20 protein-coding genes and 1 tRNA gene are annotated in these 24,793 nt (G+C 57.8%); 18 read left to right on the top strand and 3 right to left on the bottom strand.

Annotated elements, in window-relative coordinates:
- The first annotated feature begins 9 nt into the window (after window positions 1–9).
- The 4 genes from dapB to greA all read left to right on the top strand — a co-directional run bounded on the left by dapB (window position 10) and on the right by greA (window position 5,835).
- On the top strand, window positions 10–810 hold the full coding sequence (gene dapB / locus B3M52_RS13400) for a 4-hydroxy-tetrahydrodipicolinate reductase (RefSeq protein WP_075194311.1): 801 nt from the start codon (window positions 10–12) through the stop codon (window positions 808–810).
- Window positions 811–1,011: 201 nt separating this feature from the next.
- On the top strand, window positions 1,012–2,136 hold the full coding sequence (carA, locus tag B3M52_RS13395; RefSeq protein ID WP_083637121.1) for a glutamine-hydrolyzing carbamoyl-phosphate synthase small subunit: 1,125 nt from the start codon (window positions 1,012–1,014) through the stop codon (window positions 2,134–2,136).
- Window positions 2,136–5,351 carry a carbamoyl-phosphate synthase large subunit gene (gene carB, locus B3M52_RS13390; protein ID WP_075194313.1) on the top strand — a complete coding sequence of 1,072 codons (3,216 nt, stop codon included), beginning with the start codon at window positions 2,136–2,138 and terminating at the stop codon, window positions 5,349–5,351. Before carA ends, carB begins: the two co-directional genes overlap by 1 nt.
- A gap of 4 nt (window positions 5,352–5,355) precedes the next feature.
- Window positions 5,356–5,835 (top strand): transcription elongation factor GreA, encoded by a 480-nt coding sequence (greA, locus tag B3M52_RS13385; RefSeq protein ID WP_075194314.1) that lies wholly within the window; start codon window positions 5,356–5,358, stop codon window positions 5,833–5,835.
- A gap of 90 nt (window positions 5,836–5,925) precedes the next feature.
- Here greA and yhbY read toward each other — a convergent pair whose 3' ends face one another.
- A complete protein-coding gene (yhbY, locus tag B3M52_RS13380) occupies window positions 5,926–6,237 on the bottom strand; it encodes a ribosome assembly RNA-binding protein YhbY (RefSeq protein WP_007153111.1) in 312 nt (103 codons plus the stop codon).
- A 164-nt stretch (window positions 6,238–6,401) separates the two neighbouring features.
- Between yhbY and rlmE the strand changes: the two genes are divergently transcribed.
- The 14 genes from rlmE to pnp all read left to right on the top strand — a co-directional run bounded on the left by rlmE (window position 6,402) and on the right by pnp (window position 21,822).
- Window positions 6,402–7,022: a 23S rRNA (uridine(2552)-2'-O)-methyltransferase RlmE gene (gene rlmE / locus B3M52_RS13375; protein WP_075194315.1), complete on the top strand. Its 621-nt coding sequence runs from the start codon at window positions 6,402–6,404 to the stop codon at window positions 7,020–7,022.
- 153 nt (window positions 7,023–7,175) lie between these two features.
- Window positions 7,176–9,119, top strand: a complete 1,944-nt coding sequence (gene ftsH / locus B3M52_RS13370; protein ID WP_218618561.1) for an ATP-dependent zinc metalloprotease FtsH — start codon at window positions 7,176–7,178, stop codon at window positions 9,117–9,119.
- 93 nt (window positions 9,120–9,212) lie between these two features.
- On the top strand, window positions 9,213–10,046 hold the full coding sequence (gene folP / locus B3M52_RS13365) for a dihydropteroate synthase (RefSeq protein ID WP_036212198.1): 834 nt from the start codon (window positions 9,213–9,215) through the stop codon (window positions 10,044–10,046).
- On the top strand, window positions 10,043–11,386 hold the full coding sequence (glmM, locus tag B3M52_RS13360; protein ID WP_075194316.1) for a phosphoglucosamine mutase: 1,344 nt from the start codon (window positions 10,043–10,045) through the stop codon (window positions 11,384–11,386). The genes folP and glmM overlap by 4 nt, the downstream gene beginning before the upstream one ends.
- A 75-nt stretch (window positions 11,387–11,461) precedes the next feature.
- Window positions 11,462–12,220: a triose-phosphate isomerase gene (tpiA, locus tag B3M52_RS13355; RefSeq protein ID WP_075194317.1), complete on the top strand. Its 759-nt coding sequence runs from the start codon at window positions 11,462–11,464 to the stop codon at window positions 12,218–12,220.
- Window positions 12,221–12,269: 49 nt separating this feature from the next.
- Entirely contained in the window at window positions 12,270–12,650 is a 381-nt protein-coding gene (gene secG / locus B3M52_RS13350; protein ID WP_036212204.1) for a preprotein translocase subunit SecG, read from the top strand.
- A 7-nt stretch (window positions 12,651–12,657) separates the two neighbouring features.
- Window positions 12,658–12,742 (top strand) — tRNA-Leu (locus B3M52_RS13345).
- A gap of 330 nt (window positions 12,743–13,072) precedes the next feature.
- Window positions 13,073–13,534, top strand: coding sequence for a ribosome maturation factor RimP (rimP, locus tag B3M52_RS13340; RefSeq protein WP_036212208.1), 462 nt, complete (start codon window positions 13,073–13,075; stop codon window positions 13,532–13,534).
- Window positions 13,535–13,576: 42 nt separating this feature from the next.
- Window positions 13,577–15,070, top strand: a complete 1,494-nt coding sequence (gene nusA / locus B3M52_RS13335; protein WP_036212210.1) for a transcription termination factor NusA — start codon at window positions 13,577–13,579, stop codon at window positions 15,068–15,070.
- A gap of 17 nt (window positions 15,071–15,087) precedes the next feature.
- Window positions 15,088–17,649: a translation initiation factor IF-2 gene (gene infB, locus B3M52_RS13330; RefSeq protein WP_075194318.1), complete on the top strand. Its 2,562-nt coding sequence runs from the start codon at window positions 15,088–15,090 to the stop codon at window positions 17,647–17,649.
- A gap of 25 nt (window positions 17,650–17,674) precedes the next feature.
- Window positions 17,675–18,112, top strand: a complete 438-nt coding sequence (gene rbfA / locus B3M52_RS13325) for a 30S ribosome-binding factor RbfA (protein WP_036207858.1) — start codon at window positions 17,675–17,677, stop codon at window positions 18,110–18,112.
- Entirely contained in the window at window positions 18,109–19,029 is a 921-nt protein-coding gene (truB, locus tag B3M52_RS13320) for a tRNA pseudouridine(55) synthase TruB (protein ID WP_075194319.1), read from the top strand. The genes rbfA and truB overlap by 4 nt, the downstream gene beginning before the upstream one ends.
- Window positions 19,030–19,120: 91 nt before the next feature.
- Complete coding sequence (rpsO, locus tag B3M52_RS13315) at window positions 19,121–19,390, top strand: 30S ribosomal protein S15 (protein ID WP_007153099.1); 270 nt, start codon at window positions 19,121–19,123, stop codon at window positions 19,388–19,390.
- A 308-nt stretch (window positions 19,391–19,698) separates the two neighbouring features.
- Window positions 19,699–21,822, top strand: coding sequence for a polyribonucleotide nucleotidyltransferase (gene pnp, locus B3M52_RS13310; protein WP_075194320.1), 2,124 nt, complete (start codon window positions 19,699–19,701; stop codon window positions 21,820–21,822).
- A gap of 199 nt (window positions 21,823–22,021) precedes the next feature.
- On the opposite strand, the gene B3M52_RS13305 is transcribed toward pnp, so the two are convergent.
- Entirely contained in the window at window positions 22,022–22,891 is an 870-nt protein-coding gene (locus tag B3M52_RS13305) for an alpha/beta hydrolase (RefSeq protein WP_075194321.1), read from the bottom strand.
- Window positions 22,861–24,726 carry a DUF4105 domain-containing protein gene (locus tag B3M52_RS13300; RefSeq protein WP_075194322.1) on the bottom strand — a complete coding sequence of 622 codons (1,866 nt, stop codon included), beginning with the start codon at window positions 24,724–24,726 and terminating at the stop codon, window positions 22,861–22,863. Before B3M52_RS13300 ends, B3M52_RS13305 begins: the two co-directional genes overlap by 31 nt.
- Window positions 24,727–24,793: the final 67 nt, after the last annotated feature.

The following is a 24,793-nucleotide window of genomic DNA, read 5'->3' as shown; positions in this document are numbered from 1 at the left end:
GCAGACGTGATGAGGGTAGCAGTCATCGGCGCCGCAGGGCGCATGGGCAAAGTGTTGATCGAAGCCGTTGACGGAACTGAAGGCCTGGAACTTGGCGCGGCAGTCGTCGAGCCTGGCAGCAGTCTTATCGGCGCCGACGCCGGTGAAATGACCAGCATTGGTAAGACTGGCGTCAAGATGGCTGGCAGCCTCGCCGAAGTGAAGGAGGATTTCGACGTACTCATCGACTTCACCTTCCCGGATCTGACCCTGGAAAATGCGGAATTCTGTAAAACCAACGGCAAAATGATTGTGATCGGTACCACCGGCCTGACCGACGCCGAGAAAGAACAGCTCGCCGTTGCCGCGGAAAAGGCCCCGGTAGTGTTTGCCCCCAACATGAGTGTGGGCGTCAACGTCACCCTCAACCTGCTGCGCACCGCCGCTGCAGCCCTGGGTGACGACTATGATGTGGAAATCATCGAAGCCCACCACCGCCACAAGAAAGACGCGCCGTCGGGCACGGCATTGCGAATGGGCGAAGTTGTCGCCGATGCCCTCGGTCGAGACCTTAAGGAATGTGCTGTCTACGGCCGTGAAGGCTTTACCGGGGAGCGTACCCGCAAGGAGATCGGCTTCGAAACCATTCGGGCCGGCGATGTGGTTGGTGATCATACCGTTCTGTTCGCCACTGAAGGCGAGCGCATCGAAATTACCCACAAAGCCAGCAGCCGGATGACGTTTGCCAAAGGTGCGATGCGTGCGGCATTGTGGTTGGAAGGTAAGCCGGCCGGGTTGTACGACATGCAGGATGTGTTGGGGCTGAAGTAGCGACGAGTAAGATTTCGCGTGGACACAAACTGCCATATTTCGTACAATAAGGCGGTTTAACTGCACCAAGCGTAGCTTTGACAACGCTCAACAGAAAAAGCGGGACGGAGTTCAACTCCCTCTCGCTTTTTTGCGACCTGAATTTGCGCTTGCGTTCCTGTTCGTGACGAACCTGTACGCCACTCGATGAGGATACAAGCCTTGAGTACACCTGCCATCCTTGCACTCGCAGACGGAAGCCTGTTTTACGGCACCGCCATTGGCGCTGAAGGGGAAACCAGCGGAGAGGTGGTGTTCAACACCGCCATGACCGGTTATCAGGAGATCCTGACCGACCCGTCCTACTCCCGCCAGATTGTCACCCTCACATACCCTCACATCGGCAGCACCGGTGTGAATGAAGAAGACATCGAATCTGATCGCGTCCAGGCCGCCGGCCTGATAATCCGTGATCTGCCCCTGCTGGTGAGCAACTGGCGCAGCACCGGCTCGCTACAGGACTACCTGCGCGACAACAATATCGTCGGCATTGCCGATATCGATACCCGTCGCCTGACCCGAATCCTGCGGGATAAAGGGTCCCAGAATGGCGCCGTGGTCGCCGGCGCAGACGCCACGGCCGAGCGTGCTCTGGAGCTGGCCAACGCTTTTCCGGGCCTGAAAGGCATGGATCTGGCGAAGGAAGTCACCTCGGAAAAAACCTGGACCTGGAGCCAGAGTGAGTGGGATATCGAAAGTGGCTATGGCGAGCGCACCGAATCAAAATTCAAGGTCGTCGCCTGGGACTACGGTGTGAAGCTCAACATCCTGCGCATGTTGGCCAGTCGCGGCTGTGATATCACTGTTGTGCCAGCCCAGACCCCCGCTGCCGATGTGCTGGCGATGAATCCCGATGGTATTTTCCTGTCCAACGGCCCCGGCGACCCCGAGCCATGTGACTACGCCATCAGCGCCATTCGCGATGTGTTGGAGACCGACATTCCGGTTTTCGGCATCTGTCTTGGCCACCAGTTGCTGGCCCTGGCCAGCGGGGCCAAGTCCATCAAGATGGGGCATGGCCACCATGGCGCCAACCATCCGGTACAGAACATCGCCGATGGTACCGTGATGATTACCAGTCAGAACCACGGATTTGCGGTGGACGAAACCAGCCTGCCGGACAATCTGGAGGCGACCCATAAATCCCTGTTCGACGGTTCTCTGCAGGGAATCCGCCGTACCGACAAGCCAGCCTACAGTTTTCAGGGTCACCCGGAGGCGAGCCCCGGCCCGCACGACGTAGCGCCGTTGTTTGATGAATTTATCCGCCTGATGGAGGCACGTTGATGCCAAAGCGTACCGACATTAAAAGCATTCTGATCCTGGGCGCGGGCCCCATCGTGATCGGGCAGGCGTGCGAGTTTGACTACTCTGGAGCCCAGGCCTGTAAAGCCCTGCGTGAAGAGGGGTACCGGGTTATCCTGGTGAACTCCAACCCGGCCACGATCATGACCGACCCGGTAATGGCCGATGCCACCTACATCGAGCCTATCACCTGGAAGACCGTTGCCAAGATCATCGAGAAAGAACAGCCGGATGCATTGCTGCCTACCATGGGTGGTCAGACAGCCCTGAACTGCGCTTTGGACCTCGAAAAGCACGGCGTTCTGGCTGAGCATGGTGTGGAAATGATCGGCGCCAACGCCGACACCATCGACAAAGCTGAAGACCGTGATCGTTTTGACAAGGCCATGAAGAAAATTGGCCTGGAGTGCCCTCGCGCCACGATCGCCCATTCCATGGCGGAAGCCTGGGAAGTGGCCAACGACATCGGATTTCCCTGCATCATCCGCCCGTCCTTCACCATGGGTGGTTCCGGCGGCGGTATTGCCTACAACCGCGACGAATTCGAGGAAATCTGCACCCGTGGTCTGGACCTGTCGCCGACCAACGAGTTGCTGATCGATGAGTCCCTGATCGGCTGGAAAGAGTACGAGATGGAAGTTGTCCGCGACAAAAACGACAACTGCATCATCGTCTGCGCCATTGAAAACTTTGACGCGATGGGCGTGCACACCGGTGACTCCATCACCGTCGCGCCGGCCCAGACGCTCACCGACAAGGAATACCAGATCATGCGGAACGCCTCTCTGGCGGTACTGCGTGAGATCGGTGTGGAAACTGGCGGTTCCAACGTGCAGTTCGGCGTAAACCCGGACAACGGCCGTGTCGTCGTCATCGAAATGAATCCCCGGGTGTCGCGTTCTTCGGCGCTGGCGTCCAAGGCAACGGGTTTTCCGATCGCCAAGGTGGCGGCCAAGCTGGCGGTGGGTTACACCCTTGATGAACTGCGCAATGAAATCACCGGTGGTGTTACTCCGGCCTCGTTCGAGCCCAGCATCGACTATGTGGTCACCAAGATTCCGCGCTTCACCTTCGAGAAGTTCCCCCAGGCTGATGCGCGCCTGACCACCCAGATGAAATCCGTGGGTGAGGTGATGGCCATCGGTCGTACCTTCCAGGAGTCGCTGCAGAAGGCCATGCGTGGTCTGGAAGTGGGCTCCGACGGTTTTGAAGAGAAGGTCGACCTGAGCACCACCGACGGCCAGGAAACCCTCACCCAGGAACTGAATGTGCCTGGAGCCGAGCGCCTTTGGTACATCGGCGATGCCTTCCGAGCCGGGATGACCGTGGAAGAAGTGTTCAACAACACGCATGTAGATCCATGGTATCTGGTACAGATCGAAGACCTGATCAAAGAAGAGACTGCCCTCAAATCCGCCGGCAAGGCGGATATTGATCGCGATACGCTGTTCCGCCTCAAGCGCAAAGGGTTCTCCGATGCGCGCTTGGCCAAGCTGCTCAGCATTTCTGAAGTCAGCTTGCGCAAGCTGCGCCATGACCTGGACATTCGCCCGGTCTACAAGCGGGTGGATACCTGCGCGGCTGAATTTGCCTCATCAACCGCCTACATGTATTCGTCCTATGAGGAAGAGTGTGAGGCGGGTGCCTCTGATCGCGAGAAAATCGTGGTCATTGGCGGTGGTCCCAACCGCATCGGTCAGGGTATTGAGTTTGATTATTGCTGCGTTCACGCCGCCCTCGCTATGCGCGACGATGGTTATGAAACCATCATGATCAACTGCAACCCGGAAACCGTTTCCACCGACTACGACACCTCGGATCGGCTCTACTTCGAGCCCATCACCCTGGAAGATGTGCTGGAAATCATCCACGTCGAAAAACCCAAGGGTGTGATTGTCCAGTACGGCGGCCAAACCCCGCTGAAGCTGGCCCGTGGCCTGGAAGCGGCGGGTGTGCCGATTATCGGTACCAGCCCGGATGCCATCGACCGCGCCGAAGACCGGGAGCGTTTCCAGCAGATGATCGGCCGCCTCGGCCTGATTCAGCCGGAAAATGCCACCGTGCGCAGCCACGAAGAAGGCATCCTGGCGGCTCGCGAGATTGGTTATCCGCTGGTGGTACGCCCCTCCTACGTGCTGGGTGGTCGGGCCATGGAAATCGTCTATGACGAGGATGAGCTGGTTCGCTACATGCGCAATGCCGTGCTGGTCTCCAACGACAGCCCGGTGCTGCTGGATCACTTCCTCAACGCCGCCATCGAGGTGGACATTGACGCCATCAGCGACGGCAAGGACGTGGTCATCGGTGGCATCATGCAGCACATTGAGCAAGCGGGCGTGCACTCTGGTGATTCCGCCTGTTCCCTGCCGCCCTACACCCTGCCGAAAGACGTGCAGGATGAAATGCGCGAAGCGGTACGGAAGATGGCCATTGAGCTGGATGTTATCGGCCTGATGAACGTGCAGCTGGCCTGGCAGGGTGGCGAGATCTACGTGATCGAGGTGAACCCGCGGGCGTCCCGTACCGTGCCGTTTGTGTCCAAGGCCATCGGTGTGTCACTGGCCAAGGTGGCGGCCCGTTGCATGGCTGGCAAGTCACTGGCAGAGCAGGGCTTCACTCAGGAAATTGTGCCGACTTACTATTCCGTCAAGGAATCGGTGTTCCCGTTCAACAAATTCCCGGCAGTGGATCCCATCCTGGGGCCGGAAATGAAGTCCACCGGTGAGGTGATGGGTATTGGTGACAGCTTTGACGAAGCCTTCGCCAAGGCGGCCCTGGCCTCCGGTGAGCGCCTGCCGGCCAAGGGTACGGCCTTCATGTCCGTACGGGACGTCGACAAGCCCGGTGCCGCGAAAGTGGCACAGGATCTGATTGACGCCGGTTTCAAGGTGATTGCCACCACTGGTACCGCCAAGGCTCTGAAGCAGGCCGGGCTCACCGTTGATCGGGTGAACAAGGTTCGTGAAGGGCGTCCGCACATCGTGGACGCTATTAAAAATGGTCAGGTACAGCTGATTATTAACACCACCGAAGGTCGCAAGGCGATTTCCGACTCGGCACAGATTCGCCAGTCGGCCCTGCAGACCAAGGTAACCTATACAACGACACTGGCGGGCGGCGAAGCCTTCTGCAGGGCCATCAAGTTCGGGCCCGAGCGCACTGTGCGCCGCCTCCAGGATCTACACGCAGGAAAGTAAGACTATGGCTGACAGAGTACCCATGACAAAGGCGGGCGAAATCCGCCTACGTGAGGAACTTCAGAAACTGAAGTCCGAAGATCGTCCCCGGGTGATCGCGGCTATTTCCGATGCCCGCGAACACGGCGACCTGAAAGAGAACGCGGAATACCACGCCGCTCGGGAGCAGCAGAGCTTTATCGAAGGGCGTATCCAGGAAATCGAGGGCAAGCTGTCCGCAGCCCAGGTAATCGACGTCAACAGCATCGAAAACACCGGCAAGGTGATCTTCGGCACCACCGTGCGAATGCTTAATGTCGATACCGACGAGCAGGTCAGCTACCAGATCGTTGGTGAGGATGAGGCAGATATCAAGGCCGGAAAGCTGTCCATTTCCTCGCCGATCGCGCGGGCGCTGGTGGGTAAAAGCGAGGGTGACGTGGTTGCCGTGCGTGTGCCTTCGGGAACCGTTGAGTATGAAATCGAGCAGGTAGAGCACATCTGACGTTCGTCGGGTGCTGATTCTGCAAACAAAAAGCCGGCTGCGAACAACAGCCGGCTTTTTACATTGTGCGGCCCTGGCGTGCTGACAGCGTCAGTGTTTCTGGCGCAGCAGGTTGGACAGCTTGGGGTTGGGCTTTTTCGCCCGGCGCAGGATCACGGCGATCTTGCCGATGGTCTGCACCAGCTCCGCGCCGGAGGCTTCGCACAGGGCGGCAACGGCTTCCTGGCGGGTTTCGCGGTCCTGGCTGGCAACCTTGATCTTGATCAGCTCGTGGTCGTTCAGGGCCCGCTCGAGTTCCTCCTGAAGCCCTTCGGTCAGGCCCTTGTCGCCGACAATGATAACGGGCTTCAGATTGTGGGCGATGCCCCGGTATTCCCGGCGCTGTTCCGGCGAAAGACTCATTATGTGATCTCTTTATGGGTGCGATTAATAAAACGTCAGCGGCGAAATGCTCGCCAATTCCGTATAATCGCGGGATTGTATCAGATCAATCGGCCGGTGAAATCGCCGTTACCACGTACCCATATGATTGGAGGTCCAATTGGAGCGCTTTATGGAGGTAGGTTTTGGCTCGCTCGAAAACCAGTGACCGCTGGCTGAAGGAACATTTTGATGATGTCTGGGTCAAAAAGTCTCGGGAAGACGGCTATCGTTCGCGGGCCAGTTACAAGCTGATTGAGCTCGATAACAAAGACCGCCTGTTCCGGCCCGGGCAGACAGTTGTGGATTTGGGTGCTGCGCCTGGCGGCTGGTCCCAGGTTGCGGTTGAGCGGGTTGGTGACGATGGCACGGTGGTCGCCAGCGATATTCTCGAGATGAGCCCGATTGCAGGTGTGGCGTTTGTTCAGGGCGATTTTACCGAGCAGTCAGTGCTGGACGAATTGCTGGATTTACTGGGTGAACGCCGCGCTGACGTTGTAATTTCGGATATGGCACCCAATATGAGTGGTATGGCGGCAGTGGATATTCCTAACGCCATGGGTTTGGTGGAGCTGGCGCTGGATATGGCGCAGCAAGTCCTGAAGCCCGGTGGCGTGTTTGTCGCCAAGGTATTTCAGGGAGAGGGATTTGATGCCCTGCTGGCTGAAATGCGTAAAAGTTTTGGCACCGTTGTCAGCAGGAAGCCTGACTCCTCCCGCGCAAGATCGAGGGAGATTTATCAGGTGTGCAAGGGATTTAAGGGCTGACCCCGCCCCGGAACGGAATGACCGTGGGATTGACACCCCCGCAGTGGTCGATACGGATAGGCCGATTCTGGTGGACGGGCGTACAATTGGTGTAAGGTGTCAGAAAAGGCTTTCTCCTGACGGGGCGATCCTTCAATTCACAGGTGACGATCCTTGAACGATATGGCAAAAAATCTGGTTCTCTGGCTGATTATAGCCGCCGTACTGCTGATGGTGTTTCAGAATTTCACACCCACCACCAGCGGGCAACAGGTCAATTATTCGCAGTTTGTGGAAATGGTGCAGGACGGACAGGTCCGTCAGGTCACCATTGATGGTCTGCAGGTTCAGGGTACCCGTGGTGACGGCTCCCAGTTCCAGACTGTCCGCCCACAGGTGTCCGACAATAAGCTGATGGATGATCTGCTGGCCAACAACGTGGAAGTCATCGGCAAGGAACCGGAGCGTCAAAGCCTCTGGACCCAGCTGTTGGTGGCTGCCTTCCCAATTCTTATTATCATCGCGCTGTTCGTGTTCTTTATGCGGCAGATGCAAGGCGGTGGCGGTGGCAAAGGCCCCATGTCCTTTGGCAAGAGTAAAGCCCGCCTGATGAGTGAGGATCAGATCAAAACCACCTTTGGTGACGTTGCCGGTGTCGACGAGGCCAAGGAAGACGTCAAGGAGTTGGTGGATTTCCTGCGGGACCCCAGCAAGTTCCAGCGTCTTGGTGGCAGTATCCCCAAGGGTGTACTGATGGTGGGTCAGCCGGGTACCGGTAAGACCCTGCTCGCCAAGGCGATTGCCGGTGAGGCCAAGGTGCCATTCTTCTCAATCTCCGGTTCGGACTTCGTGGAAATGTTCGTGGGCGTGGGTGCCTCCCGTGTCCGTGATATGTTCGAGCAGGCCAAGAAACAGAGCCCCTGTATCATCTTCATCGACGAGATCGATGCCGTTGGCCGCCATCGTGGCGCTGGCATGGGCGGCGGTCACGACGAGCGTGAGCAGACACTGAACCAGTTGCTGGTAGAGATGGACGGCTTCGAGGGTAACGAAGGCGTTATCGTGATTGCCGCCACCAACCGTCCGGACGTACTGGACCCGGCGTTGCTCCGCCCAGGTCGCTTTGACCGCCAGGTCGTTGTCGGGCTGCCGGACATCATCGGTCGTGAGCAGATCCTCAAGGTGCACATGAAGAAAGTGCCTCTGGCCGATGGAGTAGAGCCTGTGTTGATTGCCCGTGGCACGCCCGGCTTCTCGGGTGCTGACCTGGCGAACCTGGTGAACGAAGCTGCGTTGTTTGCGGCCCGTCGTAACCAGCGTCTGGTCTCCATGGAAGAGTTTGAGCTCGCGAAAGACAAGATCATGATGGGCGCCGAGCGCAAATCCATGGTCATGAGCGAGAAAGAGAAGCGTAATACGGCTTACCACGAGTCCGGTCATGCCATTGTCGGGCGTCTGATGCCTGAGCATGATCCGGTCTACAAAGTCAGTATTATTCCTCGCGGCCGCGCATTGGGTGTCACAATGTTCCTGCCGGAGGAAGACAAGTACAGCCACAGCAAGCGCTTCCTGATCAGTTCCATCTGCAGTCTGTTTGGTGGCCGTATTGCCGAAGAACTGACCCTTGGTTTCGATGGAGTCACCACCGGTGCTTCCAACGATATCGAGCGGGCAACCAGCCTGGCGCGTAATATGGTCACGCGTTGGGGGCTGTCTGAGAAGCTTGGCCCGCTGCAGTACGATACAGACAGCGAAGAGCCTTTCCTCGGTCGCTCTGCCGGTCAGGCGCAAACGGTCTATTCTCCGGAAACGGCGCAGCGTATCGATGAGGAAGTTCGCAACATCATCGACAGCTGTTATGAAAAGGCGAAGCAGTTGCTCGTCGATAACCGTGACAAGCTCGACCTGATGGCCGATGCCCTGATGAAGTACGAGACCATTGATCGTTACCAGATCGATGACATCATGGAAGGCCGTGATCCCCGCCCGCCGAAAGGCTGGGGTGATAGCGGCCCCTCCGGTGGTGTTCCGGCTGATGAGCCTGAGCAGGCGCCTGCTCCGAAGGGTTCCGACGATGGTCGCCAACCGGGTGTTGGTCGACCGGCCGGTGAGCACTGAGCCAGGCTGGATACTGGTCAGATATAGTTGAAGACTGAACGCCGCCCCTGACGGGGCGGCGTTTGTTTTTGCGGGTTGCAGAAAAGGTTACTTATGCAGATAAACTTTGCGGGCAGGATTCTGGATATGTCCGGCTGCCACGTCATGGGGATCCTGAATGTGACGCCGGACTCCTTTTCGGATGGAGGTCGGTACACTACCGCTGAGATTGCCCTGGCAAGGGCCCGTGAGATGGTGGCGGACGGTGCGGCTTTTATTGATGTGGGTGGTGAGTCCACACGGCCAGGCGCTACGCCGGTGTCTGTCGAGGAAGAGCTTGAGCGAGTGTGTCCGGTGGTAGAGGCGATTGCCCGTGATTTGGACGTTGTCGTTTCGGTCGATACCAGTTCGCCCGAGGTTATGGCGGAGGTGGTGAAGCTCGGTGCCGGGATGATTAACGACGTCAGGGCGCTGCAACGGGATGGCGCGCCCGAGGTGGTGGCAAGCGCTGGAGTGCCGGTGTGTGTCATGCACATTCAGGGCGAACCGGATACCATGCAGGATGATCCTCGCTACCGGAATGTGCGGCGGGAGGTCAGTTCGTTTCTTACCGAGCGAATGCGGGTGATAGAGAAAGCCGGTGTGCGGCCAGATAACATCATCCTTGATCCTGGTTTCGGTTTTGGCAAGTCTCCGCAGCACAACCTTCAGTTACTGGCCTCGCTGGAACAGCTGCAGTTGCTAGGGCACCCGATTCTGGTGGGCATGTCCCGCAAGAGCATGCTGGGCCATATCACCGGTCGTGATGTCAGTGAACGCTTGCCCGCAAGCCTCGCTGCCGCGACAATATCCGCCATGAAGGGCGCATCCATCATTCGCGTCCACGATGTCAGGGAAACAGTCGATGCCGTTAAAGTGGTGACGGCAATGGAGGAAGCTGGACGATGAGCGACAGAAAATATTTCGGCACGGACGGTATCCGGGGCCGGGTGGGCGAATTTCCAATAACCCCCGAATTTATGCTGCGCCTGGGTTGGGCTGCGGGGCAGGCCTTCAAACGGGATGGGCAGCGTAACAGTGTGCTGATTGGTAAAGACACCCGTCTTTCGGGCTATATGTTCGAATCCGCCCTTGAGGCAGGTTTGTCCGCGGCCGGAGTGGACGTGAAACTGCTTGGGCCCATGCCCACCCCTGCGATCGCCTATTTGACCCGAACCTTTCGCGCCTCCGCGGGGATTGTCATCAGTGCGTCCCACAATCCGCACCATGACAACGGTATCAAGTTTTTCTCCCCCGCTGGGACCAAGCTGGATGATGCTTTGGAAGCAGAGATCGAGAAGTGGCTGGATAAGCCCATTGAGGTCTGCGGCTCGAAAGAGTTAGGCAAGGCGTTCCGGGTTGATGACGCACCAGGCCGATACGTTGAGTTCTGTAAGAGTACGGTACCCAACGAGTTTTCACTCGAAGGACTTCATATTGTCCTGGATTGCGCTCACGGTGCTACCTACCACGTCGCCCCGAAAGTGTTCCGCGAGTTGGGGGCGAAGATTTCCGTGGTAGGGGGCGAGCCTGATGGTCTGAATATCAACCTTAATGTCGGTTCCACTCACATGGGATCATTGAGCAAGGCCGTTCTGGAGAAGCAGGCTGATCTCGGGATCGCCTTTGATGGCGACGGTGACCGGGTGCTCATGGTGGATCGTGACGGCTCGGAAGTCGATGGCGACGAGTTGCTCTACGTGATCGCCGCGCAACGTCATGCCGCCGGAACCTTGAAAGGGGGCGTTGTGGGCACCCTGATGACCAATCTGGGCGTTGAGTTGGCGCTCAGGGAGCAGGGTATTGATTTCGAGCGTGCCAAAGTCGGCGACCGGTATGTCATGGAGCGACTCATCGACCGGGGCTGGCTGCTTGGCGGTGAAGGTTCCGGCCATATGGTCATCCGCGATTGCACCAGCACTGGTGACGGTATTGTGTCTGCGCTCCAGGTATTGTTGGCCATTCGTCGCGCAGGTAGCTCCCTGGCAGACCTTCGCCAGGGTATGAGCAAGTTGCCTCAGAAGATGATCAATGTGCGGGTCGACCAGCGTTTTGATCCTCTCGGGCGTGACGATATTGTCAGGGCCGTGGAGTCGGCGGAGGCCAGGCTGGGTGGCGGTGGTCGCGTGTTGCTGAGGGCGTCGGGCACAGAGCCTCTGATCCGGGTAATGACGGAAGGGCAGGATGAGGCACAAATCGTGAAAATTGCCGAGGAACTGGCTGTTGTGGTTGAGAATTCCCGGGCATGATTTTGTGCTTAGGGGCAGTTGTCTGCTGTAAAAGACTGCTGTATAGTTCGCCCTCCCTTGAATCAGGGATTTTTTATGCGCCGTAAGATTGTCGCCGGCAACTGGAAAATGAACGGGTCGAAAGACTTGGTAAGCAATCTGGTTGGTCAAGTCCGGTCCGAATTAGCATCGTTTGATAATGGTGTGGAGGCTGTTATTATTCCTCCCGCCCTGTATGTTGGCGATGTTGCTGAGCAGGCTGGCGATAAGCTGGCTGTTGGTGTTCAGAATGTAGCGTGCTGGGATTCAGGCGCCTACACCGGGGAAATCTCCGCGGCGATGGCAAAAGATTGCGGCTGTGGTTTTACCTTGGTCGGGCATTCGGAGCGCAGGCAGCTCTTCGGCGAAACCGATGAGCAGGTTGCCACCAAGGTCGGGCAGGCCCTGACGTCAGGGTTGGTCGCTGTTGTTTGCGTTGGCGAGACCCTCGAAGAACGTGATGCGGGCAAGGCTGAAAGTGTCGTGTCGCGACAGGTTCGCAAAGCCCTCGTCGACGTTGGCAGTGAGTCATGGCAGCAGGTTGTGATTGCCTATGAGCCAGTTTGGGCCATAGGAACGGGTAAAACCGCAACCGCTGATGATGCTCAGACCATGCATGCCGCTATCCGCGATGTGTTGAAGTCCCTTGGGGCTCCGGCGGATGAGATATCGCTGCTTTACGGCGGCAGTGTAAAAGCGGATAATGCCGCGGCGCTTTTTGCTCAGCCGGACATCGATGGCGGGTTGATTGGTGGCGCGTCATTGGATGCAAACGATTTTGTAAGTATTTGCCGGGCGGTGCCAGGCAAGTCTTGAGCGTTAAAGGTTCGCGAAAGCCATTAGCAAGAGTCATTAGAGAGTCATTATGGATTGGGTCGAAACACTGGTTGTCGTTCTGCACGTGCTCATTGCGGTGGCGCTGGTGACGCTGGTCCTGCTCCAGCAGGGTAAGGGTGCCAATGCCGGTGCTGCATTTGGTGGTGGCGCCTCCCAGACCGTGTTTGGCAGCGAGGGCAGCAGTAGCTTTCTGACCCGTGCCACAACTTTGCTGGCTATCGTATTTTTTGTAACGAGTTTTTCGCTGGCTGTATTTGCCAAGCAGCGTGCCGAAGTGGCAGGTGAGGCGGGTATTCCTGTAGTCCAGGAGTCACCGGCCGAATCGGATGCCGGGCAGGCTGAGGGTGAATCAGCGACAGAAGGCGAAGACGGGCGCGGGGATGAAAATAAACTCCCCGAGCTCGAGTAAAGGTGCTGCCCAGGTGGTGGAACTGGTAGACACGCTATCTTGAGGGGGTAGTGGCGAAAGCCGTGCCGGTTCGAGTCCGGCCCTGGGCACCATATAAGAAGAAAAACGGCTTGGATTTACCAGGCCGTTTTTTTTGGTCAGTCCTTGACCAGTAAGGCCGGCGTCTCTATACTCCGGCGGATATTGGAGCGGGCTCCGGGCACAGTTTGCCCTGCCGGTTCCAGGCAGGCCAGGTGTCTGTCAGCAGGGGGTGTTTAGATTGCTTTTCCCCTGTGAGTTCTTGCAACAAAGGGCCCCACTTTTTAGGGGCTTTTTGATTAAGGGGCCTGGCGCATCAGGCCCTGGTGCATAAAAAGGGCTGATCAACAGCCCTTTTTTTGTTTTTGGGGTCGGAAAAATCGAGTAACGGAGACGGGATAACCTTGTCAGCCAAGTTGAAGCAGCTGGAAGAATTGCTCAGGCCCATTGTGGAAGGCCTGGGTTACGAGTTTTGGGGCATTGAATTTCGCTCCCAGGGACACCATTCCCTGTTGAGAATTTTTATTGACGATGCTGAAAACGGCATCGGCATTGAAGACTGTGAGAAAGTCAGTCGCCAGGCCAGCGGCGTAATGGATGTGGAAGACCCCATTCAGACGGAGTATACCCTGGAGGTATCTTCTCCGGGCATGGACCGGCCGTTGTTCCGTCTGGAGCAATATGAGGCATTCGCAGGCCACCAGGTCCAGATCAAATTACGAATGGCATTTGAGGGGCGTCGCAAGTTTCAGGGCCTGATTAAAGGCATTGAAGGTGAAGACGTTGTCGTGGTTGTTGATGATCACGAATACCTGTTGCCATTCGATAGCATCGAGAAAGCCAACATCGTTCCGGTATTTGAGTAAGTCAGTGGACGCAAAGTTTATTTTTAAGGGCAGGGCAATCCAATGAGTAAAGAGATCTTGCTGGTGGTTGAATCCGTCTCGAACGAGAAAGGTGTCGAGAAGGACGTGATCTTCGAAGCAATCGAGCTGGCACTCGCCACCGCTGCCAAAAAACGCTACGACGACGAGGAAGCGGACATCCGCGTTTCCATCGATCGCCGCACCGGCGAATATGAAACGTTCCGTCGCTGGCTGGTGGTTGATAACGATGCGGTTCCTGCTTTGGGCACCGAGCTGACCATGCAGGAAGCGGAAGAAATCGACAAGAGTCTGCAGCCCGGCGATATCCATGAAGAGAAAGTGGAATCCGTTGCCTTCGGCCGTATTGGTGCCCAGGCAGCGAAACAGATCATATTCCAGAAAGTGCGGGAAGCCGAGCGCACCAAGATTGTCGATAGCTACCGGGATCGCGTGGGTGAGCTCGTCTCTGGCACCGTAAAGAAAGTGACACGTGACAACGTCATCGTGGATCTGGGGGCCAACGCCGAAGCCTTGCTGCCCCGTGAACACCTGATTCCCCGTGAAACGTTCCGTATGGGCGATCGTGTGCGCTCTCTGCTGCAGGAAATCCGTACCGATCATCGCGGCCCGCAGCTGATTCTGAGCCGTACCGATCCGCAGATGCTGATCGAACTGTTCCGCATTGAGGTGCCGGAAATCGCGGAGGAGCTGATTGAGATTCGTGGCGCAGCCCGGGACCCAGGCTCCCGCGCCAAGATTGCGGTCAAGACCAACGACCGCCGGATTGATCCGGTGGGTGCCTGCGTGGGCATGCGTGGTTCACGAGTACAGGCAGTTTCCAACGAGTTGGGTGGCGAGCGTGTGGATATCGTGCTGTGGGACGACAACCCCGCGCAACTGGTCATCAATGCCATGGCACCGGCGGAAGTGGCGTCCATCGTCATGGACGAGGACCGCCATACCATGGAAGTGGCAGTAGCTGAGGACAATCTGGCCCAGGCGATTGGCCGGAATGGTCAGAATGTTCGGTTGGCGACGGACCTTACCAGCTGGACGCTGAACGTCATGACAGAAGAGGAAGCAGGTGAGCGTCAGGAGCAGGAGTATAATTCTCTGCTCGAGCACTTCACCGGCAATCTGGATGTGGACGAAGAATTTGCAGGTGTCCTCATTGAGGAAGGGTTTACCTCCATTGAGGAGGTAGCGTACATCCCCATGGAAGAGATGCTTGCCATTGACGGTTTTGATGAAGAAACCGTGACCGAATTGCGTCGCCGTGCCAAGGATGCCCTGTTGAATCAGGCCCTGGCCAGTGAAGAGGCGCTAGAGGGCGCTGAGCCCGCAGAAGATCTTCTCGCAATGGACGGTATGGATCGTGGCCTGGCTTTCAAGCTGGCCGGTATGGGGATTCGTACCATGGAAGATCTTGCAGAGCAGTCGGTTGACGACTTGCTCGACATTGAAGGAATGGAAGAAGAGCGTGCCGGCCAGTTGATTATGGCAGCACGCGCCCCCTGGTTTGAAGACCAGGCTTAATCGGGAGGAGGACCAGTATGGCTGATGTAACGGTAAAACAACTGGCCGCAGATGTAGGCGCTCCCGTGGATCGTTTGCTGCGACAGATCGTGGAGGCTGGCCTGAAAGCCCGCTCCGAAGGGGATTCTGTTACCAGTGATGAGAAGCAGCAGTTGCTGACCTATCTGAAAAAGAATCACGGTGAGAGTGAGGCTGAGCCCAAGAAAATCACTCTTAAGCGCAAGACAACAACCACGCTGAAAGCGGGCCGTACCAAAACGGTCAATGTTGAGGTTCGCAAGCGCCGTACGTATATCAAACGCGCCGAGCTCGAGCCGGAAGCGGCGAAGCAGGAAGAAGCTGCCGAGCAGGCGGCTGCGGCCCCGGAAGAGGCCCCAGCGACAGTCGCGGCTGAGCAGGCACAGCCTGCGGATGCGCCGAAGCCGGAAGCGCCGGTGTCAGATTCTCCGGCTGAAGAGCCGGCTACTGACGAAAAACCGGCTGAAAAAGCTCAGCCGGAAGTGGCTGCCGAGCCGGAACCGTCACCGGTTCCCGCGCCGGAAGACATGCCGATACCGCCGCCTGAAGAAGGCGAAGGCAAGGATCGAAAGCCGAAGAAGAAGAAGGAAAAGGCCCGCGAGCGCGGTGATGAGCCCGAAGAGGGTAAGCCCAAGAAGAAGTCCGCAGGGCATCGTGGGCCGCGCAGCCGTCCGGTGGAAGAGCCTCTGATTATCAATGAAGAGGAAGAAGACACCACGCTGCGCAAGCCGCTCCGTGCGAAAAAGAAACCCAAAGAAAAGCGTCATGCTTTCGAGAGGCCGACCAAGCCAATGGTACGAGAAGTCGATATTCCCGAGACGATCACAGTGGGTGATCTTGCCCAGCGGATGGCGGTCAAGTCAGCGGACGTCATCAAGAAACTGATGGGCATGGGGGTAATGGCGACAATCAACCAGGCTCTCGATCAGGAAACCGCTGTTCTGGTGACTGAGGAACTCGGTCACAAAGCCAACACGGTGAGTGAAGATGCGTTCGAGGAAGAGGTTCTGAGTGAATTCTCCTTTGAAGGCAAGGAAAAGACCAAGCGTGCGCCGGTTGTCAGTGTGATGGGTCACGTTGACCACGGTAAGACCTCGCTGCTGGATTACATTCGCCGCACCAAGGTGGCGTCCGGCGAGTCCGGGGGTATCACCCAGCACATCGGTGCGTACCACGTTGAAACCGACCATGGCATGGTGTCCTTCCTGGATACTCCGGGCCACGCCGCCTTCACGGCGATGCGTGCGCGGGGTGCCCAGTGCACCGACATCGTTATCCTGGTGGTGGCCGCCGATGACGGCGTTATGCCGCAAACCAAGGAAGCCGTGGATCACGCACGTTCCGCCGGCGTTCCCATCGTCGTTGCCATCAACAAGATGGACAAGGAAGAGGCCGACCCGGATCGTATCAAGACCGAATTGGCGGGTATGGAAGTTATTCCGGAAGACTGGGGCGGTGACGTTCAGTTTATCCCTGTATCCGCCCATACCGGTGACGGCATTGAAGATCTGCTTGAGGCACTGCTGCTGCAGGCTGAAATCCTTGAGCTCGAGGCCTCTCCGGATGCACCTGCGAAGGGTGTGGTGGTCGAATCCAGCCTTGAGCGTGGTCGCGGTTCCGTGGCTACCGTACTGGTGCAGAACGGCACGCTCCGTCAGGGCGAGATGGTGGTGGCTGGTTCCTTCTTCGGTAAGGTTCGCGCCATGACCGACGAGGCCGGCAAGCAGGTCAAAGAAGCCGGGCCTTCCATTCCGGTGGAAATCCTGGGCCTGAATGGCACGCCGAACGCTGGTGATGAGTTCTTTGCTGTGGCTGACGAGAAGAAGGCCAAGGAACTGGCGGAATTCCGTCAGTCCCGCGAGCGGGAGCAGCGTCTGCACAGGCAGCAGGCTGCGAAGCTTGAGAACCTGTTCGAGAATATGGGCAAGGACGAGGTCAAAACCCTCAACGTGGTGCTCAAGACCGACGTTCGTGGTTCCCTGGAAGCCATCACCAAGTCGCTGCAGGATCTTGGTAACGACGAAGTACAGGTCAAGATCGTGTCGTCGGGCGTTGGTGGTATCGCAGAGACGGACATCAGTCTGGCCATGGCGACCAACGCGGTTATCTTCGGCTTCAACGTGCGTGCGGACACCGCGTCCAAGCGTCTGGTGGAGCAGGAAGGTCTGGATCTGCGCTACTACAGCATCATCTACAACCTGATTGATGATGTGAAAGCAGCTCTGACCGGCATGCTGGCGCCGGAATTCCGCGAGGATATCGTGGGCATTGCCGATGTGCGTGATGTGTTCCGTTCGCCGAAGTTTGGCCAGGTGGCTGGCTGTATGGTCACCGAGGGTAACGTTTACCGCAACAAGCCGATCCGTGTCCTGCGTGACAACGTGGTTATCTTTGAAGGCGAGCTGGAATCGCTGCGCCGCTTCAAGGATGACGTGCCGGAAGTCCGCAACGGTATGGAGTGTGGTATCGGCGTTAAGGGCTACGACGTGAAAGTCGGCGACCAGATCGAGGTATTCGATCGCGTTCGGGTTGAGCGTAAGCTTGAGTCCACCGGCGCGTGATGCGCCTGAGATTAAAGGAAACCTGATGCCAAGAGAGTTCAGCCGGATTGATCGCATCGGCGATCAGATGCAGCGGGAGCTGGCCCAGCTCATCCAGCGGGAGGTCAAAGACCCGCGGGTGGGCATGGTCACGGTGAATGCCGTCAAGGTGAGCCGTGACCTGGGTTATGCAGACGTTTACGTATCGCTGCTGACCACCGAAGAGCTGACCGAGGAGTCGCCGCAGGTGCGGGATTCCCTGACAGTGCTGAATAAAGCGGCTGGCTTCCTGAAAGGGCAGGTCGGCCGTGCCATGAAATTGCGGGTGACGCCCCAGTTGCGTTTTCATTTCGATACGTTGCTTGGGCACAGCCGTCACATGGACAATCTGATTCGGGAAGCGGTTGGCGACAAGCCAGTGGTTGACCGTGACGACGACGCCCGCAACGACGGGGCGTCTGATGATCCGGAGCAAAAGGCTTGAGTCGACGTCGTAAAGGTCGCGATGTAAACGGCATACTGGTGATCGACAAGCCGATGGACATTACGTCCAACGGCATCCTGCAGCAGGTAAAACGCCTGTTCGGGGCGGCCAAGGCCGGTCACACCGGTGCGTTGGACCCGCTGGCCACCGGCGTGTTGCCGTTGTGCTTTGGTGAAGCCACCAAGTTTTCCCAGATGATGCTGGACAGCGACAAAGCCTACATCGCCACCGCTCGCCTGGGTGTCCGCACCGAAACCGGGGACAGCGAAGGTGCCGTGGTTGCTGAGAGACCTGTGCCCCCTGGGCTCGATGCCGATGCACTGGAACCGGTGTTGGAGCGCTTTCGTGGCGATATCCAGCAGGTTCCCTCCATGTACTCCGCGCTAAAGCACAAGGGCAAACCGCTCTATGAATACGCGCGCGAAGGTATTGAGGTGGAGCGTCCGTCGCGCCCGGTGACCATATACGAGCTGACGCTGCTGGAGGTGCGCGAGACCGAGATTGATATCGCGGTAAGTTGCACGAAAGGCACCTATATTCGCTCGCTGGTGGAGGACATTGGCGAGGCATTGGGCTGCGGTGCCCATGTCACGGCACTGCGCCGCACCATGGCCTCCGGTTTCACGCTGGCGGATGCCCGTGAGGTTTCAATGCTGGAGTCCATGCGCGAAGAAGGTGAAAGTCTGGATGGCCTGCTGGTGGCCCCGGATGCTGCTCTGTCCATGTTCCCGGAGCGGGATCTGGAAGGCAGTTCGCTGGTGTCGATATTGAACGGACAACCAGTTAGAATATCGGGTCAGCCCGCGGAAGGGTTCGTTCGCCTTTATGGCAACGGGCGTTTTGTCGGGCTGGCGGAAGGATTCCCGGAGGGGGAGGCGACCAAACTGGTGCCTCGTCGTCTGGTGAAGAGTGGCTGATAGCCCTTTGAGGGTTATTGCCAGTTAGCCGGGCTGTAGAGATGCGTGGTTCGGCCGAATTCGATAGCATCGCGACAATGAGGTGAGTTTTATGGCACTTTCTGCCGACGAGAAAGCACAGATCGTTAAGGATTTTCAGCAGGGTGATGGCGATACCGGTTCTCCTGAAGTTCAGGTTGCACTGTTGAGCCACAACATCAACAAGCTGCAGGATCACTTCAAGACCAACAAGCAGGATCACCATTCCCGCCGTGGTCTGATCCGGATGGTTAACCAGCGTCGTAAACTGCTGGATTACCTGAAGCGTAAGAACGCAGACCGCTACCTGGACCTGATCCAGCGTCTGAGCCTGCGTCGCTAATCCGGTTGTACTTAACGGCCGGCGGGGCTTTGATAGTCCCGCTGGTTGTGCCTCTCTCCTGCATCGTGTCTGTCTGTGAACCCTGAAGGAACTCCCTGTCGTAACGGAAAGCTGAAATTGATAGCAGGTTGTTGAAAAGCCCGGTTTAGCCAGGTGGCTTACGCCCCGGGGTTTTGCAACAGCCTGTTAGCTTTCAGACGGGCTACCCTTCAGTTCATCACTTCAGGCGATGTTGCAGTTATAGCGGATAATTCGCAGGGGCGAGTTATCCGGGTCAACCAATTGAAATGATGAATTCAGGAGTTACCGTGGATCTTAATCCCGTTAAAAAATCGTTCGAACTCGGCGGCAAGACCGTCACCATCGAAACCGGTCGCATCGCCCGCCAGGCCACCGGCTCTGTGCTGGTCACCGTAGACGACATTTCGGTACTGGGTACCGTGGTTGCGGCCAAGGAAGCCAAGCCGGGCCAGCCGTTTTTCCCGCTGACCGTTAACTACTTCGAGAAAACCTACGCTGTGGGCAAAATCCCGGGTGGTTTCTTCAAGCGTGAAGGCCGTCCGTCCGAGAAAGAAACCCTGACGTCTCGCCTGATTGACCGTCCGATTCGTCCGCTGTTTCCCAAGGGATTCATGAACGAAACCCAGGTCATCACGACGGTCATGTCCTCCAGCAAGAACCAGGATCCGGATATTGCCGCCATGCTGGCCGCTTCCGCCGCCCTGTCCATCTCTGGTATCCCGTTCGATGGTCCTATCGGTGCATCCCGCGTCGCATACACCAATGAGCGTGGCTACTTCCTGAACCCGACCTTTGAAGAACTGGAAACCTCCCTGCTGGACATGGTGGTTGCCGGTACTGAAGACGCGGTTCTGATGGTTGAATCCGAAGCCAAGGGCCTGACAGAAGACCAGATGCTGGGCGCCGTGCTCTTCGGGCACCAGGAAATGCAGACAGCGGTTACCGCGATCAAGGAATTTGCCGCTGAAGTTGGCAAGCCTCGTTGGGAGTGGCAGCCAGAAGCAGAGAACACTGAGCTTCTGAACGCTGTAAAGGCTGACTTTTCGGCCGATATCGAGCAGGCCTATGGCATCCGTGACAAGATGGAGCGCTATGCCCGCTTGAGCGAGATCAAGTCCGCTGCCGTTGAAAAACTGGCCGGAGAAGAAGAAGGTCAGCCGGCGGAAGACGAAGTGAAGAAGTATTTCGCCAAGGTTGAGAAGACCATCGTTCGCCAGCAGGTTATCGACGGCAAGCCTCGTATCGACGGCCGCGACAACAAGACCGTTCGCCCGATCGAAGTGGAAGTTGGCGTTCTGCCCAGCACCCACGGCTCCGCCCTGTTTACCCGTGGCGAGACTCAGGCCATCGTGACCACCACGCTGGGCACCGCCCGCGACATGCAGATCATCGATGCCCTGGAAGGCGAGCGTAAAGATCCGTTCCTGTTCCATTACAACTTCCCTCCGTATTCCGTTGGCGAAGCGGGCCGTGTGGGTACACCGGGTCGTCGTGAAGTGGGCCACGGTCGTTTGGCCAAGCGTGGTGTCGCCGCGGTTATGCCGACCATGGAAGAATTCCCGTACACCATCCGTGCGGTATCCGAAATCACTGAATCCAACGGTTCCAGCTCCATGGCCTCGGTCTGTGGTTCCAGTCTGGCACTGATGGATGCAGGTGTTCCCATCAAGGCGCCGGTTGCCGGCATCGCCATGGGTCTGGTCAAGGAAGGCGACCAGTTCGCGGTTCTGACCGATATCCTGGGTGATGAGGATCACCTCGGCGATATGGACTTTAAAGTTGCGGGTACCTCTGAGGGTATCACTGCTCTGCAGATGGACATCAAGATTCAGGGCATCACCGACGAGATCATGGAAATTGCGCTGGATCAGGCCAATGCAGCACGTCTGCACATCCTGGGTGAGATGGCCAAGGTTATCTCTGCGCCGCGCAAAGAGCTTTCCAGCCGCGCGCCGAGCATCACGACCATCAAGATCAACCCGGAAAAGATCCGCGACGTTATCGGCAAGGGCGGTTCCACTATCCGCTCCATCTGTGACGAGACCGGTGCTTCCATCGATCTGGATGACGATGGCAACGTGAAGATCTATGCCGACAATCAGGATGCGGCCAATGCTGCGATGAAGCGGGTGATGGAAATCACTGCGGAAATCGAAGTAGGCGCTATCTACAGCGGTCGCGTTGAGCGCATCGTGGACTTCGGTGCCTTTGTTAACATCCTGCCTGGCAAGGATGGTCTGGTGCACATTTCCCAGATCTCCGAGCGTCGCATCGAGAACGTGACTGACGAGCTGAGCGAAGGTCAGGAAGTTCTGGTGAAAGTTCTGGATGTGGACAACCGTGGCCGCGTGAAGCTGTCCATGAAGGAAGTGAAGGAAGGTGAGCAGCCGACGGATCTGTCCGCGCTGTAAGCTCTGCTTCTAATAAAAAGCCCGCCACTCCCTGGAGTCTGGCGGGCTTTTTCATTTTCAGGCCTTCAATTTTGTGAAGCGCCCGTCGCAGACAGGCTTTCAAAACACGCCACGTAAATACGTCCCTGTGGGGCTCGGTCGCGCCATCCCTGGCGCTCCACGGTTTTGCAAGCCTGTCTGCGACGGACGCCCAGGCTTTTTACTCGCCCTCCATAAATTTCAGAACTTCATCCTGATACCCCGGAATCACAAATGTCGAGGCGTGGGGAGTATCCGTCTGCAAGAACGTTTTGGGTTCTTCTGCTTCCTCGTACAAACGCTCCCCGTGGTGAAATGGGATAATCCCGTCCCGAACACTGTGAATCACCATCACTGGAACCGGGCTGATATCACCAATGCTTTCGTAAGCCTCGTATTCGTCAGTGATCGTCCAACTCAATGGAACCTGCAGTGGCCAGGTGAGCCAGAAGTCGCCGAGTTTTTCACGGGCAATGGCGCGGAAGCCGGAGAAGGTGCCGTCTAGAATCACGCCGTCCAGGGGTGGTTGCTCGTCCCGCTTTACCCATTCACTGGCCAGGGCGGTTCCCAGTGCGCCACCCAGGCTCTGACCTAGAAGGAACAGGGGCTGGCTCTGTACGTCCGGCTGGTCGACCAGCCATCGCAGGCCGGTCTCTGCGTCGTGCAGGGTGCCTTCTATGTCCGGTGCGCCAGTGGAGCGCCCATATCCCCGGTAGTCGATCAGGAAGACGTTGTAGCGTCTCTCAGGCAGCCAGGCGACGTTCATGATGTGGCTGCTGATGTTCTGGGCGTTGCCGTGGAGGAAGTAGACCGTACCCTTGGGCTCGGACTTTGCGGGGAGCCACCAGCCGTGGAGGGTTTCGCCGTCGGGGGTTTCCACGAACACATCTTCGAATTCCAGGTTCAGGCGGTCGGGAGTGATGTAGGTGACCTGGTCCGGATAGAAGAACACGCTGCTGCAGCCGGTCTGCAGCAGCAAGGTAAACGCGGCGGCGAGGCCGGCCAGTGTTCTCAGAATTGTCAGAAGTAGGCGTGGAGTCCGAGTTGCCATGTGCTGCGGTACCTGTCGTAGTGGTCTTCACGGCTGAATTTTCCGAACAGGCTGAAGTCCCGTTCGAGGTGCCAGTTGCCTTCCAGGTAGGCCTGATCCTGTCGGTGTTGGCTGCTGACGATCCAGGCTTTGGTTTTTACGCCGCCCAGAAGGCTGAACTGGTTGTTCTGATGCAGTATACCCAGGTCGGCGCCGGGGGCGGCGTCGTAGCCGCGTCGCAGGTCGTCGTCGATTTCCAGGTCGGCAGTGGCCATGGCGAAGGCTTGGGTGCCGGGTGCCAGCTGCCAGCTGCCACCGGCGCCGCCCTCCAGATAGGGGGTGAATACGCGGTTGGTTTCGGTGTCAGTGCGGCGGCCGCCGAAGCCGACTTGCCAGGATAGTGGCGAGAAGAACTGGTTGCGCGGCGAGAGTGAGCGGATTTCCACGCCGGTCAGCTGTTCAATCTGTACTTCGTTGTTGTCCGTGTACAGGCGGGCATCCAGTCGTAGGAACTGGAGCTGTGCTCCGCCACGGTAGCCTGCGGGTGGATCAAGTATGTCGTGATAGGCGGGGCGTAACGTGAGTTCGCTGAAGTTGCGGTCACCCATGCGCCCGCCGCTGACGCTGGCGCGAAAGGTGTCATGGCCCTGGTCGTCCCGGATGGCAGGCTCAGGGGGGCTGTCCTTTATCGCGACTCCGCGGATCTTGCTGCGTTCCCTTAGCAGGTCATGGGAGAGTGGGGCTGCATGTTCCCTGGGCCAGCCCTCGGCTTCGCTTTGGTAACGAACATAGTCGTAGGTGGCGTCCAGCACCCGCGCACGCGGTTCATCACTCAATGCCTGTACCTCGGGTGCATCGGCATCCACATAGCCGTTGGCGATGGCGGCGGCGAGTGTCTGATGGTCGTCGGGCAGAGCGTCGATGCGGTGGCTGACGTTGGTCGCCGCAGAAGGTCGGTAGTAGACGGAGTCGACGAGTCCCTTGTCGACAACCCATCGCACCGTGTCCGAGGGAATGGCATGGGTGCCGACTTCCCCCAGCAGATCGGTACCGGGCCGGGCGACGTCGATCAGGGCCAGCAGGCGGTAGGCGCAGTTCTCGTCAAAAAAGTAGTAATCGAAATTGCGCTCGCGTATCTCCCAGGTATGGGCGAGCATCATGTCCACTTCCGACTGGGTGAGGTTGAGTGTGTACTCCCACAGGTCCCGGTGCTCAATGTCGGAATAGAGGCGAATTTTTTCGTAGTAGGGCTGGATGGAGGTAATGCCCGGGTAGCCACCAAAAATGCCCTTATAGGCGAACAGAATTTCGCTATCGTGGGCGGCCGCATCGGCGGCGTAAGAGATGGTGTTGGCCAGGATCAGGTTCGTTTCCTCGTCTTCCCTGGGCGGGTCCAGTCGCAGGAACGTATGGCCAAACATGGACGACGGGCTGTTCAGGTAGGACGCGGCAAATACCAGTGTCACGGTTTCGGTATTCAACTCGTCGGTCCACTCCTCGAAAGCGGGGCAATTTACGGGTTGCCCGGGCAGGTCCAGTTGCGCCCTTAGCCAGCGGTCCCGTGCCGGGAAGCGGCAGCGCGCGTGCTCATTCCCGCCTCCGGGCTGGGTGATGGCCGCGAGTGTGGCTTCCAGTTCCGCCTTTGGTGAGGTTTTGCCGTTATCGCTGAGGTAGAAGGCATCGTCGTCCGCCTGACCGGTGTAGCCGTCGCCGAAGCGGTCGGGTTGGTAATGGAGCAGGGTCAACCACGCAGGATTCTGATGTAGGTTTCCGGTGTCGGGGAGCGATGTTGCAAATGCATTGAAACAGGATGCCAGCCATATAGGGGCCAGCGCGAACTGAAGCAAAGTGCGCATGGATGGTCAGTCAATTCCGGGTTAGGCGACGGGTGGATGGTGAGACATTCGTTGCGCCGTCCATGGC

It is taken from the genome of Marinobacter sp. UBA2688 (genome assembly GCF_002352785.1).
Classification (GTDB): Bacteria; Pseudomonadota; Gammaproteobacteria; order Pseudomonadales; family Oleiphilaceae; genus Marinobacter; species Marinobacter salarius.
Note: the sequence above shows the minus strand (reverse complement) of the source record. Positions and strands in the feature narration are given on the sequence as shown.